This is a genomic window from Azospirillum sp. UENF 112521, from assembly GCF_058780665.1.
This window is the reverse complement of sequence record NZ_JBSNCI010000002.1, coordinates 915651-930353: the sequence shown is the minus strand read 5'-3', so window position 1 is coordinate 930353 and position 14703 is coordinate 915651. Positions and strand designations below refer to the sequence as shown.

The following is a 14703-nucleotide window of genomic DNA, read 5'->3' as shown; positions in this document are numbered from 1 at the left end:
GTTACTCCGCGAGCGCCCGGAAGGCGGTGGGCATGAAAGCGGGGTGGATCGGGTCCGCCTCCCGCACCAGCTCGTCCGCACGGGCCGGGTCCTGGTAGAGCCGCTGCGCCAGCACCAGGGCCGGCTGCGGGGTGGCGGTGATGACCGACACCAGCCGGGCCAGGTCGGCGGCGCGTTCCGTCAGATCGGCGACCAGCGCGGCGCGCAGCTGGCGCAAGGCCAGATAGGTGGCGTCCTCTCCGCCATCGCCGGCGCGGACGATCTCCGCGTCGATGACGTCGCGCAGGCGGTCGCGCACCTCCACCGCCTCGTTGTAGGAGGCGGGTTCCCAGCCGGCGGCGGCACGCGCCAGCTCGGCAATCGCGGCGCGGCGGTAGAGCGCCGCCACGGGGACGCCGGCGCCGGCGGTGACGCTGCTGTCGGTTGCCAGGGGGAGCAGCAGGCGGATGCGGTCGGCCGGGGTCGCGGCGGCCGCGGCGGCGGCCGAGACATGGGCGGCGATGGCGGTGGCGGTGTTCCCGGCCGTGTCGCCGCCGGTGACCGCCGCTGCCCTGGTGACGGTGGCCGCCGACCGCGAGACACCGCCGCGCGCCGTTGCGGTGGTTTTCTTCAGCGCCGGCAGGGTGGTGCCGCTCCGGGTGCCGCTGGCGCGGAAAAAGCGGCCGAACTCGCCCGGCAGATCGCGGATGGCGTTGTAGAGGTTGGTCGCGTCGTTGATGTAGCGCTCGACCGTCCGCACGTAATAGGACACGGTGCTGACGATCTGGCGCAGCACCGCCCCGCCCTCGCGCAGCAGCGTCCCCGCCGTCGAGACGAAGTCGGCCACGGCAGCCAGCCCCAGCGCGTCGGCGATGCCGGAAATCTCCGCGGCGCGATCGGCCACGCTGCCCGGGTAGAGCAGCCGGCCGGCCTCCACGAACTGGAAGGCGATCTCGCACACCCGGCCGAGGTCGCGCCGTTCGGCGATGCGGAAGCGCAGCAGCGCCACCGATTTCCGGCCGAGGGTCGGGTGGACCAGTTCCCCCTCCCCCTCCCCTTCACAGGCCCGCTGCAACTGGTCGCGCTGGGTGAGGACGGAGCCGCCGCCATAGACGGCCGAATCCTCCACCAGGAAGCCGATCAGGCTGATGCGCCGCGGCGCCCGCCCCAGGTCCTCCACCCACACGCTGTCACGGTAGGGGTATTCATGGACGGCGACCCGGCGGCCGAACTGGCTGTCGGAGGACAGCACGCCGAAGGGCACGCCACGGAAGCTGGCGCGCTGCAGCTGGCTGTACCAGGGGCCGGGCGCCGACCCGAAGCCGGCCAGGTCGGTGCCCAGCCGCTCGGCCGCCGAAGCCACCTTCGAGACGCCGGCGGCGAGGTTCCTATAGGCGCTGGTGGCGGACATCAGGGCCTCGCAAAGCTGGGCATTGCATATTCGATGCGGGTGGGCACGAAGTTGCCGGAGGGTGTCTGCGCGGTGGCGGCGGTGCCCTCCGGCACGTTGCCGCCCAGGGTGACGGTGACGTTCACCTTTTGCTCGCCGCCGGCCGGCGCCTGCGACTGCAGGCGTTCCATCGCCGCGATGGAGGCGATGTATTTCTTGGTCTCCGACGGCAGGGGCCTGCCGTCGGCGATGTTGTCCTTCACCCGCTCGGGACCGGCGTTGTAGGCGGCGGCCGCCGTGGTTTCGTTGCCGAACCGCTTCAGCTGTTCCGACAGGTAGGCGACGCCCGCCTCGATGTTGGCGTCCGGATCGGTGATGCCGCCCTTGATGCCGTAGCGCCGGGCCATGTCGGCAAAGGTGCCGGGCATGACCTGCATCGGCCCGATGGCGCCGGCCGAACTGGTCAGCGGCAGGCCGTCCTTGCCGAACTGCCTGCCGCCCGATTCCTGCTGCATGATGCGCCGCACGAAATTCGGATCGATGCCGTATTTGGCCGACAGCGCGTTCACCTGCGGATCCCAACGGCGGACAGCTTGGCTGATGCCTGCGGACGGCACGGCATTGGCGGCCGCCTTCGAGACGATGCTCGCGGACGTCGGAGACACCGCCCCGCCGGGCACGGGCATGACGCCGGGCGCCGCCGGAGCGGCCGGCGGCACCAGCTGCTGCGGCCGTGGCGCCGCAGGCGTGGCGGCCGCGGCGCTGCCCTTGTCGGTGTCCCACAGCAGGCCGCCCTTGCCGACCAGGCCGAAGCTCCACCAATAGGCGTCATGCACCGCATCCTTTCCGGTCTGACGCTGCCACCACTCCGAGCGGCGGAAGGCATCGTCGATCTCGGCCAGCTTGCGGTCGAAGAATCCGCCGATATCGGCCCAGTTGGCGTAGATCAGCGCCGCCCCCTCCACCAGGCCGGTGACCAGGCCGAGGATGGGATGGATGCGGGCGGCGACGGCCATGACGCCCAGCGCGCCCGCCACCTCGGTGATGGACGCGGCCGTGCCCTTGTTGGCCGCGGTCCATTCGGTCATGCCATCGATGGCGCGGCCGAACTTGCGGCTCCACTCGGACTCGATGGTCGTCGCGACGCTGGAGGCCGCCCCCTTCAGCCGGTTGATCGAGGTGCCCAGCTCTTCGGACTGGCGCTGGGTCTCCTCCGACACGGCACCCAGCCGCTCGATGTCCTTGATGTAGGCGGTCCACCCCGCCCGGCCCTTGCGCAGCATCGGCAGCAGGGCCTGCACCCCGAACATGCCGGCGATCCTGGCCTGGGTCTGCGGATTGGTCTGCTTGGCGATGGCGTCCGCCAGATCGCCCAGCGCCGCCTCGGCGTCGACCGCACCGGAGGCGGTGCGGCGCGTGGCGATGCCCAGGCTGTTGAGCATCGCCGCCGCCTCGTTGTTGCGGCCGAAGGCGGCGTCCTGCAACGTGCTGGCCAAGGCGCCCAGGCTGCCGGTCATCTCGTCGGCGCCGACACCGGCCAGCTCGGCAGCACCGCGCAGGGTGCGCAGCCGGCCGGCGGCGATGCCGATGCCGCGGGCGGCATTGCCGGTGGCGACGCCGACGGCGCCCCAATTCGCCACCAGCGCGCCGGCGCCGGCGATGGACCCGGCGCCGAACACCAGTCCCAGCGAGTTGTTGAGCACGCCGACGCTGCGGGCGGCATCTACCACCGGCCGGGCCAGACCGACCGCTCCCTTCTGCAGGCGGTCCAAGACGGAGGTGTCGCCGACCCGCTCCATGGCGGAGCCGATCCGGCTCAACGACGGCGGCACCCGCGACAGGGCGGAGTTGACGCCGTTGACCACGCTGGAGGCGCGGTCGCGGGCGGTCAGGACGATCTGGAAGGTGTTGGCCATGTCAGTCCCGCTTGATCATGCGGTTGGCCTGGTCAACCCACCAGGACAACTCGGTCCAGGTGAGAGACCAGGCATCCCGCGGCCCCCAGCCGTAGAACTTGGTGACCTCGGCAACGGCGTCCTGCCAGTTGCCGGGCCAGCTCAGATAAAACCCGCGAGATAGACCTGCGCCTTCTTGAGGTCGCGGGCGCCGATCTTCTCGACCGCCGGCTTGGGAACGCCCGACACCATGGCGATCAGCACGATGTCGCTTTCGAAGCCGGTGAACTTCTCGGCGGCCTTCATGTCGCCGCCGGTCGGCTCGCGCAGAATCAGATCGGTATAGGTCTCGCCGCTGTGCGTCACCGGCTTGCGCAGCTCGATTACCAGCTCTTCCGGCTGGGTCTCGGTTTCGTTTTCCATCTGTTAGGCCTCCTCGACCTGTGCGGACTCGAACTTGACGTCGAAGGTGCCCTCCGCCGCCTTCACCTCCTGGGCGTCCGTGGTCCAGGCATTGCGGGCGGTGACCACCTTGCCGTTGGCCAGCTCCACCGTGACCGTGACATTGGTCATGTCGTTGAAGGCGGCGACCGACAGGGAGCCGGCATCGCGGAAGGTGCCGCTGATGAAGCCGGCCTTCGGCTTCTCCGAATAGCCGTGGACGCCGTCCATACCGGTCAGCGTGTCGCGCGAGACGGTGGACGGCGAATAGGTGAGGTCGGCGGCCAGCATGTAGGTCGTGCCATCGACCGTGATGTAAGCGGTGCCGGCAAGGCGCCGCGAGGTGTCGGCCATAAAGCGTCTCCTTTACGAGAGGCGGAACTGCGCCAGCAAGGCGAAGATCCGGAGCTGGTTGATCAGGATGCCCGGCCACAGGACATCGATGCGGTTGGGGTTGGTGCGGTTCTTCTCGACCACCAGGCCGGCCTTGAAGGCGTCGCCGTTCTGGACGTGGCCGTCGTATTCCAGCTCCCGGTACCGGGCGATCAGGTCGGCCTTGATGACGGCCGGCGTCACCACGTTGGCGCCGGGACCGAAGCGGGTGCCGTCGGCGGCCAGCTTCTTGCGGGCATACTTGCTGGTGATCACCGACTTCAGATCCCGCAGGACGAAGGCCAGCAGGAAGAGCGTCTCGATCTCCAGATAGCTGTCGTCGGCCGCGCCGAAGCCGTTGCGCTGATAGGTCGTGATGACGTTTTCCAGCCTGCAGGTGCCGTCGGCGCCGACGTTGAAGGTGCTGATGCCGTCCCACAGCAGGATGTTGCGGCTGGACAGGTCGAAGCGCGAGGCGATCGGCGGCGCCAGCATGGTGGAGAGCGCCAGCGTCTGGAGCGGCGTGCCGGGGTCGGCGCGGAGGCTCACGGCCGCGGTGCCGGCGAAGTCGGCAGCCACGATCCAGGCCGGGGTCGGGCTGTCGTAGAAGCCGAGGATCGACACATGCTGGTCGTTGCGCGAGACGCCGAAGGTGGTCAGCGCCCCGACGGTGCCGCGATAGGCGGCGAAGCCATGGCCGTAGATCTGCTGCCCCCAGCTCCACCGGCCCGTGCTGTCGTTCAGCAGCGCCTTCAGCGCATCGAGCGAGGTCGCATCGGTGTAGGGGAAGACGATGAAGTCATAGGGCTGGTCGGCCAGGGCGGCGAAGGCGGTCGGCAGGGTCGGCGGGGTGGCGCCGCCGGCCATGGCGACGATGGCCACGGTCAGGCCGGCCGGCGTCGCTTCCCCCGCGGTGGCGCCACGGTAGTTGACCCGCAGGTCCACCTCGTTGCCGCCCGGACCCTTGTTCTTCGCCGTCAGGGTGACCACGCCGGCGGCGGCCGCGGCCGTCACCGGCAAGGACGGCATCGCGGTGATGGTGGCGGCGAGCGCGGTGGCGATGGCGGCGACCGCCTGGCCGGACACCACCGGCTGCGCCACCAGCACGCCGCCGACATAGAGTGCCAGCGTGCCGTTGACCGTCGGGCTGCCGGTCAGGGTGATGGTGGCGGTGGCGGCCGTGGCGCCGGCGGCATCGGCCAGCGGCAGCAGCCACACCTCGCCGAAGCTGTCGGCGGCGCGATAGGCCTCGTACATCAGCGCCAGCTGCGAACCGAGCCCGGCCAGTGACTGCGCCTCGCCCAGGCTGGGGCAGATGACCGGAGCGCCCGCGGTGGCGGTGCCGGCGCCGGCGATCTGGCCGACGATCAGCGTCCGCATGGTCTGCGACGCCGAATTCGCCCGGCTGTTGTCCACCTCGGCATAGAAGAGGGGCACCCGCAGGTTCTGCGGGATCTGCTTGAAGGCGACCATCGGTTAAGCCTCCTCGATGGCGGTGGGCGGATCGGCCGGCACGACGTCGCCATAGACGTTCAGCAGGCGGGTCCAGTACGGGGTTTCCGGGACATCCCGCCCGGCGTCGGGCAAGAAGTCGCGGAGGTCCGGGTCGCGGATCTGCAACCCGAGCTTGGGCTTCACGAACACGGGCGTGAACTCCTATGGAAAGTCGATGGACAGCCGGCCCTCGTCGCGCCCATCCGGACCGGAGGTGCGCGGCGCCGGCGGGACGGCATCGGGGAACGGCGGATCGGGATAGGTGCCGGTGGCGTCGAAGGGATCGATGGTGTCGACATGGACGTCGACACCCTGCAGCTCGTCCGTCACCGCCATCTCGAAGTCTTCGGGGTAGCGGAAGGCGAACTGCATGCGCAGCTCGCCGACGTGCTTCTTGGTTTCGGCCGTGACGCTGGTCTCGGTGCGGATCGCCGCCACCTGCTCGATGCTGGTGATGATCGCCCAGTCGGTCAGCACCGCCACCTTGATCTGGCGGCGCAGAGTGGAGAGGTCCGCCTTGGCTGCCTCCGATGTCTCGCGCTCGACCTTGGCGTCGACCTGCAGGATCGCCGTGGTGTGGAAGGCCGGAAAGCCGATGTTGCCCCGGCTTTCCGATTCCTCCCGCTGGTCGTCCACCAGGATGGCCGGCAACTCGCTGCTGGCCAGCGGCGTGTCGCGCGGGGCGAAGACGTTGACGCCGGCCAGGGTGTTCGCCTTCTGCAGGGCGGCGATCACCATCTCGCGCAGCGTCTCGCTGAACAGCACGGTCATCCCGACACCCAATTCAGGAAGAGCTTCGCCCAGCCGTGCCCGTCGGGCTCGATCACCGAGACGACATAGACGGTGCCGCTGGCCAGGATGGTGATCTGGTCCTTGATGTCCGGCGGCGCGGGGAATTGGGACAGCTGCACCCCCAGGACCGGGCTGGCGGAGGACACCGGCTGGTCGCCCAGCTCCTGCACCTCGGCATAGGCTTCATCGAAGACACCGGTGATGGCGAAGGGCGCCCCGCCGGCGGCCGGCGCATAAAGCGCCGCTTCGCCGAAGGCCGTCATCACCGGCCCGTGCACCAGGCTGTCCCAATCCACGGCCATCGGATCAGGCCTCCGCCTGGTCCACCGGCTCGGCCTCGGCCGGCCGCTCCGGATCGGCGAAGCCGGCCGCACGCAGGCGGCGGGCCTCGGCCGGCTCGACCTTCAGCTTCTGGCCGGGACCGTAGACGGTCACCGCCGGTTCGCCATCCTCGCCGCCCTCGCCCGGCGCGTGGATGGTGCGGCGGGCGGCGACCGTGATGGTGACCAGCTCCAGGGGGGCGGCCGTGGCGGCCGCGGTCTGCTTTTCAGCCATGTCAGATCACCTGCGCAAACAGCGCGCCATTGGCGCGGGAGGGGATGACGACGGGCGATGACTGCATCAGCACCAGCCGCTGCGCCGGGTCCTTCTCGACCCACGACTTCGGCGCATAGGCCATCGCGCCATAATTGAAGTCCGGATCCAGGATGGCGCCGAAGGCCCGGGTGCCCTGCAGGTCCGGACCGGTCAGGACGACGCCGCCATCCGGGATCATCGGCTTCTCGACGCCGTCCTCCGGATCGACGTACCAGTCGTTGTAGAGCCACAGCCGGTACTGGCCCCAGACGCCCTTGAACACCGCGCCGCGCTGCACCTGGGTGCCGAGCTGGATGCTGTTGCCGGCGCCGCCCTGGCCGGGATACCAGTTGGCCTGCTTCAGCACCGGGTCCTTGGTGAAGGCCTGCCAGCTCTTGGTGGTGAAGACGACGTCGGTGACCACAGCACCCGACTTCTTCAGGACCAGGGTGGCCCAATTGTCCAGGTCGGTGGTCGGCGATGCCGTTTCGGCCGCGATGTTGGCCGGGGTCCAGCGGGCGCCGGCCGACAGGGCGATGGTCAGGGCCGGATCGCGCTGGAAGTCGATCAGCGTGGTGGGGAAGCCGTCGCCCTTGATGGTGACGGTGCCGGTGCACAGCGCCGACGATGCCATCCATTCCAGCCGGCGGTTCAGGATGTCGATCTGGTCGGCCATCTCCAGCTGGAGATTGATCATCTCGCGCTCGCCGGCGCTCAACTCGCCACCGACGCGCTCGCCGATCTGGCGCCGGATCGGCTTGCGCAGGTCGGGGGCGCGCTTGTCCTTGATGTAGGCCGGCTTGAACTCGTTGGTCTGCATCCGGCGGCTTTCGACCAGCTTGCCGGCGACCAGCGGCGAGACGAACGGCGCCATGCGGCGGAGGCCGACATCGACGTCGATGGCCACCGTTTCCTTGTCCGATTCCACGATGTTCGGGAAGAAGCTGTCCAGCAGCCAGTTCTGCGACAGCTTCAGGTTCGGGACCACCCCGACCAGCGCGGCGGTGCTGTAGATGTCCATGGAAATGCCTCCGATCAGGACGGGTCGGCGGCCGAAACCGCCGTTTTGAGGAAGATGCCGGCGTCGCGCAGCACATCCTTGATGCTGGCGACCGTGTGGCCGGCACCCAGGATCAGCTTGCCGGCGTTGAACTCGCCGGTGAGGTAGACGCCGGCCAGCTTGTCGCCGCCGCTGGCGTCGACGGCGTCGGCCAGGATGACGGACGGCACCTGGCTGCCGTCGTTGGCGGCCGCGGCGCTGAGGGTGAACTTGCCACCGGCGGTGATCTTGCCGAGCACGGCGCCGCGGGCCAGCACTTGGCCGGCGGCGACGGTGACGGTGTCGGTCACCAGCTGGAAGCGGCCGGCGATCAGCTGGTCCGGCACGAACTCGCTGGTGGCCATGCCCGGCTGGAAGGGCGAGCTGGAGAAGGTGGCCATGGGGCGCTCCTTACTTCTTGGCCGCGCCGCCCGTGGCGCGGTCATAGGCGGCGGTCATGCGGGCGACGGTTTCGGCGGCGCTGCCCTTCTCCGGGCCGGCGCCGCCGTCGGGACCGACGGCCGGGCTGGGCACGTTGGCCATGCGCTCGCCCAGGCCGCGCTTGCCCTGCGGGATCGAGGCCGAGGTTTCGGCCAGCAGGCCGATCGCCTCGGTGGCGGTGAGGTTGGTGGAGAAGGCGAGGCGGGCGGCGACGTGGGCCTGCCCGGCCGCGTGCGGGGTGGCGAAGATCAGGGCGCAGCGTTTGCGCTCGTCGGCGCGGCCGGCGGCGTAGCTCTGCCCCTTCCCCTTGGCCGCCTTCGCGTCCTTTTCATCGTCCGGGTTCTCGGCGTCGGGGTCCTTGCCGTCGTCGTCCTCGGCGCGTTTGCCCTTCGCCTCGTCGTCCTCGTCCTCGGCGCGCTTGCCCTTGGCATCGGGGTCCTTGCCGTCGTCCGGGTCTTTGGCGTCGGGGTCCTTGCCGTCGTCATCCTCCGCGCGCTTGCCTTTCGCCTGATCGTCCTTGCGATCGTCGGTTTCGGCCCGCGTCGCGCGCCGGCCCAGGCCCGCCAGATGGGCGAACGAAGCCGCCGCGCCCGCAAACGGGTGCCGCATGATGGTCTCCTTGTGTGTGCTTGCGAGAAATCAGCCCAGCTGGTCGAGCAGGGCCAGGAAGGCGGCGTCGGGCGCCATCACCGCGTCCACCAGCCCGAGCCGTTCGGCATCGGCGCCCAGGAAGGTCGCGGCTTGGGTGTCCCGGACCTTGGCGGCCGGGAGTCCTCGGTTGCGGGCGACCGTCTCGACGAACAGCTCGCCCATGGTGTCGATGTCGGTCTGGAAGCGCGCCCGCGCCTCCTTGGACAGCGGGATCTCGGGGTGGCCATCGGCCTTGCAGTCGCCATAGGTGACGAAGGTCACCTTGATGCCGGCGCTGGTCAGGGCCGTCGACCAGTCGACGTGCATCCAGATCACGCCGATCGAGCCGGCGCCGCCGGTGCGCGGCACAACCACCCGGTCGGCGGCCGAGGCGAGCGCATAGGCGGCCGAATAGGCGCCCTCGGAAAGGATCGACCAGATCGGCTTGTCGCCGCGGGCACCATGGATGGTGTCGACCAGGTCGAAGCATCCGGAGACCTCGCCGCCGGGGCTGTCGACCAGCAGGACGATCGCGCGGACCTCCGGATCGCGCAGCGCGCCCAGGAAGGCGGTGCGGATGCCGTCATAGCCGGTCATGCCCGAATAGGGGCGGAGCGTGCCCAGCTTGTGGACCAGCGTCCCCTCGATGTGGATGACGGCCACCCCGGCGATCACGTCATAGCCGTGGTCCCGCTCCCGCGACCGGCGGGGACGCTCGTCCTCATCGTCGCTGTCGAAGAAGGCGTCCGGAGCGACGACGATGGCGTCGCCGTTGGCGCGGAACAGGTGGGAGATGCCGAGGCGGTCGCTCAAGGCGGCCATGATCACCTCGGCCTTCTCCGGACGGATGGCCAGCGGCGTGTTGAACAGCCGCTGCGCCAGATGATGGAATCGAATCGTCATTGGGCATCCGGTTTCTTCGGCGGCGCCGCCGCCTGGTTGGCGGGGATGTTCATGGCCGCCCAGCTGGGCGGGTCCATGCCACGGTCCTTGAAGGCCTGGATTTCGCGGGCGCGCTGGTCGAGCACCTCCTCCCAATCCTGGCCGGTGTTCTCCGCGCACTCCTCCTCCAGGGTGGACAGCGCGGCGTCCATGCCCAGGACCGCCCCCTGTTTCTCCGCCACCGGGTCGATCCAGCCCCGGCCCGGCCCCATCCAGCGGCAGCGGGCATAGGCGCCGCGGGCGTCGATGAACTCCGGCACCACACCCGACGGCATCGGCAGGCTGTCGACCTCCATCGCCTCCTCGAGCCACGATGCGTAGACCGGCGAGGCGAAGCCGGTGGCAAAGTCGGCACGCCGGCGGGTCAGCGTCTTCCACGCCTCCAGCAGCGCGGCGCGGGCGCTGGAATAGTTGACGTCCGACCAGTCGTTGGAGAGCTGCTGCGCGCTGATGCCGATGCCGGCCGCCGCGTTGCGCAGCACCGCCCCCTCGAAGGCGGCGAAGTTGCTGGTCGGCCGGGCGGCCGCCACCGTGTTGATGGCCTCGCCGGGGAACAGGATGGGCATCCGCACCCCGCCCAGCATGGTGCGGCGCGACTGGTGATAGTCGGCACGCGCATCCTGGTAGGCCCCGACACCGTCGCCGGTGCCGAGTGCGTCCTGCACCACCGCCGGATCGTGCGGGCTGGTGATGTAGGCGCCGAAGATCGCGTTGACGATCGCCGCGTCCAGCTCGGTGCCGTCGTACTTGATCAGCATCTTCAGCCGCTGCAGCACCGGGGTCAGCACGCCGGCGCCGCCGCGGTGCTGTTCGCCGCGATCGGCGTCGAAGTCGTGGACGATCAGCGGCCGGCCCCAGGCGGTTTCGCGCGGAACGCGGTCCCAGGTGACGCTGTCGCCGCCGGCATACCAGTCGTTCTGGTGGGCCTTGCGGATGTGGTAGGCGAGCGCCGCCCCATGCCGGTCGATCTCGACGCCGCCGCGCATGTGGCGCTGGTCGAACTGCATCTGCGGGTTGGACAGCCGGTCGGGATCGATCAGCTGCACCACGGTGCAGTATTTCGCCCGGCCCCGCCCCACCCGCTCCGGCATCCAGGGCAGCGCGGCCAGGGCATCGCCGTCGACCAGCTTGTGCCGGAAGGCGATCCGGAAGATCTGCGACATGGTGCGTTGGCGCTGGGCATCGCAGTAGCGGCCGGGATCGTCGGCCCACAGGCGCCAGCCCGCTTCCACCGCGCGTCCGAACTCGTCCGCCCAGCGTGCGTCGAATCCGCTGTTGCCGGTCATCAGGGCGAGCGCCCGGTAATCGGGCTTGGCGATCGGCCGGAAGCTGGCGCCGACGGCGTTGTCCAGGATGCGGGTGACGGCGCCCGATGCCCAGCCGTCGTTGCGCACCAGGTCGCGCACACGGCTGACGATGCGGTCGCGGTACGGGGTGAGGTCGCTGTCGGCCGAGCCGAGATAGGGCTGCCACGCCGCCAGATGCTGGCCCTGGGTGTCGGCCGCATCGTAGGGGGTGGAGCCGCCGCCGGCCAGCATCGAGGCGCGGCGGGGCGATGCCGGCAGCGGGGTGACGCCGTCCGGCCCATAGAGGACGATTGCGTTCATGGTGCCCTACCGGAACAGGAAGCCGACGGCGCGGCGGGTGGAGCCGATGCCGAGCTGGCGCTGGATGGTCTGGATCAGCGCCGTGATCTTCGGCAGGTCGGTCTGCAGATAGGTGATCGAGCGGGAGCCGTTGCCTTGGGTGTAGGCGACGGACACCGCCTTCTGGCCGGTCGACAGGTCGATGAAGGCCTGCTGCGCGGCGGCAAGCGCGGCGCGCAGCTGCGGCACGGTCATCCCGGCCAGGATGCCGCTGGAAATATCGGTCATGTCGGTTCCTTCAGGCCAGGCGGCTGGACAGGGTGCGCCGGGGCGGCGTCGGTTGCGGGGGGCCGGCAACGGCGGAAATGACGGTGGCCAGGGTCGAAATCACCGCTGCGGCCTCCGCCTCCTTCACCTGTTCGGGGGTGACGACGAGGGAATTTTCATCCCACGGCGCCGCCCAGGACGGCGGCCGCTCCCAATTGATGCGGTTCAGCCCGTGGAGGTGGGCCACGACGTGGTTGCCGACCATGGTGTCCAGGGCCTCGTTGCGGACCGACGCGCTGGTCTTCTCCCAGCGGCCGTTGGGCAGCCGGTGCTCGGCCACCAGCTGCTCGAACCACGGGTGCGGCGGCGCCTTGGCCCGCAGAGCGACCGGGAAATGGATCGACCAGGGGCCGTCCTCAACCCGCTGCAGCTGGCCGTTCAGATCGTCCTTGAAGGTGTTCGGGTTGAAGACGCCGACCGGCACGGTGCCGTTGGAGCCGAACTTCTTCCCGGCCTGGGCCGAGGTGTCCGGATAGGTCACGCTCAGCCGCGGCGCCATCAGGCCGGAAGCGCCCTTGGTCGGAATGACCGAATAGACGTCGCGGCCGCCGATCTTGCCGAACAGCTTCACCAGCTGGCGCTTCCGCCAGCGGGTCCAGGCATCGTAGGCCTGCTGGCTGACGCCGGGCTGGCCGCCGGAGTCGAAGCCGGCGGCGCGCAGGCCCATGTGCCGGCCGGAGCCGTCGGCCAGCGGATAGGTCTTCAGCAGCACCTTCTCCACCAGCTGCTCCCAATCCTCCGGGCTGGTCGCCGGATCGCCGGCCACCCGGAAGCGGTCGATCACCCAGCTTTCGCCCTTCACCCCCCAGCCGCGGAACAGCACGTCGAAATGCGCGATCTGGACGTCCCAGAAGGCGGTGATGAAGCGCACCCCTTCGGGAACCGAGCCGAGGTGCAACTGGACGGATGCCCGTTCCGCGATGTCGGTCCCCAGCAGCAGCCCGACCGTGCGGGGCGGGGCGTAGGGGATGCCGAACTGCTTCACGATGACCTGGCGCAGCGTCTCGTCCTCGCCGGTCATCTCCATTTCCCGTTCGGCCTTCGCTTTGGCCCGGGCCAGGGCGCCGATGCCACCCAGCACGAAGGGAGACATCGTGCCGGTGATCCAGAAGCCGGCGGTGGCGCGGCGGACCCGCTCGCCGGTGACGGTGCCGTCCTCCGCGATGGTCTGGCCGTCGCCGATCCAGCGGCCGGTGCCCAGCATGCCGCGGCGCTCGCCGTCCTCGATGCGGCACTGGTTCACCGGACACAGCAGCCGGGCATTGGCCTCCACCTCGTCCAGCGTGCCCTCCTCCGGATAGTCCAACACCATCACGCGGGCGGCGATCGGCGCCGGCGACGAGAAGGCGCCGCAGTGCGGGCATCGCCAGTACCAGACCCGCCGGTCGCTGTCGGCGTACATGGCCATGATCCCCGCGGTCCAATCGCGGGCGGGGTTCATGCCCTTGGCCTTGTCGGGGTGGCTCACGGCCAGGATCATCGACTGCCGGCCGAAGGTCTGGCGCCGGACGTCGAAGAGTGCCTTGACGTCGCCCATCTCCCCATAGGCGTCGATCTCGTCGGCGACGATGCGCGGCGCCGACTTGTTGATCAGGTTGCGCTTGGTCGCCGGCAGGAACTCCGCCCGCATGGTGCGGAAATTCTTGAAGTGCAGGCTGTCGTCCACCGACCGGGTGCCGAGGCGGGATTCCATGTCCTCATGCGCCTCGATCATCGGGTTGATGCGCGACTTGACGTAGGCCTCCACCGCCTGGTCGGTCTGCATGTACCAGAGCAGGTTGGCCGGATCCGACGCGACGGCATGCAGCAGCCAGTTCTCCGCGATCGTGGTTTTCGCCGACTGGCCGGGGCCGATGACGGCGACGGTCAGGTGATCCAGCGAGGTCAGGCACTCCATCGGCTCCACGACGTAGGGCACCTGGTCGTTGCGCCACTTGCCGACGTAGCCGCCGCCCTCGTTGGCCAGCACGCGTTTCATCTCCGCGAACTCGGCCACCGTCCGGCGCTCCGGCGGCAGCAGGGCGGCCAGGGCCTCCTCGGCCAGCAGCCACCCCGATGCAAATTCAGGTTCCTGCATCCCGCATCGCCTTCCGCAGATCGAGCACCATCTGGCTGCGCAGATCGTCCACGATCTCGCGCAGCACCGGCATCGCGTCCTCGTCCAGCCCCAGCCGCTTGATCATCAGGACCGGGATGCCGTCGATCCCCTTGGACAGGTGGGACAGCATGGTGGCCAGCACCGTGCGCATCTCCTCCGCCTCCACCAGCTCGGAGCGGCTGAGGCGGAGCTTGTCTTCGATCATCGCCGCCTGGGCGGCGTCCTTGCGCTGCTTGGCCGTGGCCTCGCCGGCATGCTGGGCCGGCCCCTGTCGGCGCCGCGGCGCCGGCGGATCCTCTTCGTCCTCCAGGTCGAACACCGGCGGCGGAGGTGCCGCCGGCCTGCGCGGTGCCGGCCGGGGCGGAGGAGGAGGCGCCGCCTCCGGATCCAGATAGGCCCGGACCGCCGCGAGGTCGAACTCCCACCCGCCGGCCTTGGTGCCGCGGGTGACCACCGGAAAGCCGGCGTCGGACTCCAGACGCCGGTCCAACTTCGGCCGGGTCCAGCCCAGCGCCTCGACCAGCTCCTTCTTGCCGACCGTCGGACCGGCCGTGTAACGCGGCGGTGTAACGCCGGCCTTGCCGGCCGTTACACGCTTCGTCGGTGACGCCATTGGTTTCGCTCCGCTTTTCCCTCCGTCCGGGAGCGTGTAACGGACCGTGTAACGCGTTTTTTTTGCCCAATGAGTGGCAGAGCCCGCG

General features: G+C 69.9%; 17 protein-coding genes. All 17 read right to left on the bottom strand.

What is annotated here, in order from left to right; translation table 11 throughout:
- Nucleotide 1: 1 nt before the first annotated feature.
- The 17 genes from ACWPN8_RS06735 to ACWPN8_RS06655 all read right to left on the bottom strand — a co-directional run bounded on the left by ACWPN8_RS06735 (nt 2) and on the right by ACWPN8_RS06655 (nt 14615).
- A complete protein-coding gene (locus tag ACWPN8_RS06735; protein ID WP_492240273.1) occupies nt 2-1390 on the bottom strand; it encodes a DNA circularization protein in 1389 nt (462 codons plus the stop codon).
- On the bottom strand, nt 1390-3285 hold the full coding sequence (locus ACWPN8_RS06730; RefSeq protein WP_492240272.1) for a transglycosylase SLT domain-containing protein: 1896 nt from the start codon (nt 3283-3285) through the stop codon (nt 1390-1392). Before ACWPN8_RS06730 ends, ACWPN8_RS06735 begins: the two co-directional genes overlap by 1 nt.
- Before the next feature lie 141 nt (nt 3286-3426).
- Nucleotides 3427-3687 (bottom strand): phage tail assembly protein, encoded by a 261-nt coding sequence (locus ACWPN8_RS06725; RefSeq protein ID WP_492240271.1) that lies wholly within the window; start codon nt 3685-3687, stop codon nt 3427-3429.
- 3 nt (nt 3688-3690) lie between these two features.
- On the bottom strand, nt 3691-4059 hold the full coding sequence (locus ACWPN8_RS06720; protein WP_109095461.1) for a phage tail tube protein: 369 nt from the start codon (nt 4057-4059) through the stop codon (nt 3691-3693).
- A gap of 12 nt (nt 4060-4071) precedes the next feature.
- Nucleotides 4072-5550 carry a phage tail sheath subtilisin-like domain-containing protein gene (locus ACWPN8_RS06715; protein WP_492240270.1) on the bottom strand — a complete coding sequence of 493 codons (1479 nt, stop codon included), beginning with the start codon at nt 5548-5550 and terminating at the stop codon, nt 4072-4074.
- Nucleotides 5551-5553: 3 nt separating this feature from the next.
- Complete coding sequence (locus ACWPN8_RS06710) at nt 5554-5721, bottom strand: DUF2635 domain-containing protein (RefSeq protein ID WP_492240269.1); 168 nt, start codon at nt 5719-5721, stop codon at nt 5554-5556.
- A gap of 12 nt (nt 5722-5733) precedes the next feature.
- Nucleotides 5734-6342, bottom strand: coding sequence for a hypothetical protein (locus ACWPN8_RS06705; protein ID WP_492240268.1), 609 nt, complete (start codon nt 6340-6342; stop codon nt 5734-5736).
- Nucleotides 6339-6665, bottom strand: a complete 327-nt coding sequence (locus ACWPN8_RS06700; protein WP_492240267.1) for a head-tail joining protein — start codon at nt 6663-6665, stop codon at nt 6339-6341. The genes ACWPN8_RS06705 and ACWPN8_RS06700 overlap by 4 nt, the downstream gene beginning before the upstream one ends.
- Before the next feature lie 4 nt (nt 6666-6669).
- Nucleotides 6670-6918 carry a hypothetical protein gene (locus ACWPN8_RS06695; RefSeq protein ID WP_492240266.1) on the bottom strand — a complete coding sequence of 83 codons (249 nt, stop codon included), beginning with the start codon at nt 6916-6918 and terminating at the stop codon, nt 6670-6672.
- 1 nt (nt 6919) lies between these two features.
- Nucleotides 6920-7960 (bottom strand): major capsid protein, encoded by a 1041-nt coding sequence (locus ACWPN8_RS06690; RefSeq protein WP_492240265.1) that lies wholly within the window; start codon nt 7958-7960, stop codon nt 6920-6922.
- A 14-nt stretch (nt 7961-7974) separates the two neighbouring features.
- Nucleotides 7975-8379 carry a head decoration protein gene (locus ACWPN8_RS06685; protein WP_492240264.1) on the bottom strand — a complete coding sequence of 135 codons (405 nt, stop codon included), beginning with the start codon at nt 8377-8379 and terminating at the stop codon, nt 7975-7977.
- A gap of 10 nt (nt 8380-8389) precedes the next feature.
- Nucleotides 8390-9028: a hypothetical protein gene (locus tag ACWPN8_RS06680; RefSeq protein WP_492240263.1), complete on the bottom strand. Its 639-nt coding sequence runs from the start codon at nt 9026-9028 to the stop codon at nt 8390-8392.
- A 30-nt stretch (nt 9029-9058) separates the two neighbouring features.
- Nucleotides 9059-9952 (bottom strand): S49 family peptidase, encoded by an 894-nt coding sequence (locus ACWPN8_RS06675; protein ID WP_492240262.1) that lies wholly within the window; start codon nt 9950-9952, stop codon nt 9059-9061.
- Nucleotides 9949-11598: a phage portal protein gene (locus ACWPN8_RS06670; RefSeq protein ID WP_492240261.1), complete on the bottom strand. Its 1650-nt coding sequence runs from the start codon at nt 11596-11598 to the stop codon at nt 9949-9951. Before ACWPN8_RS06670 ends, ACWPN8_RS06675 begins: the two co-directional genes overlap by 4 nt.
- Nucleotides 11599-11604: 6 nt before the next feature.
- Nucleotides 11605-11865 (bottom strand): gpW family head-tail joining protein, encoded by a 261-nt coding sequence (gene gpW, locus ACWPN8_RS06665; protein ID WP_492240260.1) that lies wholly within the window; start codon nt 11863-11865, stop codon nt 11605-11607.
- A 10-nt stretch (nt 11866-11875) separates the two neighbouring features.
- On the bottom strand, nt 11876-13981 hold the full coding sequence (locus ACWPN8_RS06660) for a terminase gpA endonuclease subunit (RefSeq protein WP_492240259.1): 2106 nt from the start codon (nt 13979-13981) through the stop codon (nt 11876-11878).
- On the bottom strand, nt 13968-14615 hold the full coding sequence (locus tag ACWPN8_RS06655; protein WP_492240258.1) for a DUF1441 family protein: 648 nt from the start codon (nt 14613-14615) through the stop codon (nt 13968-13970). Before ACWPN8_RS06655 ends, ACWPN8_RS06660 begins: the two co-directional genes overlap by 14 nt.
- Nucleotides 14616-14703 lie beyond the last annotated feature (88 nt).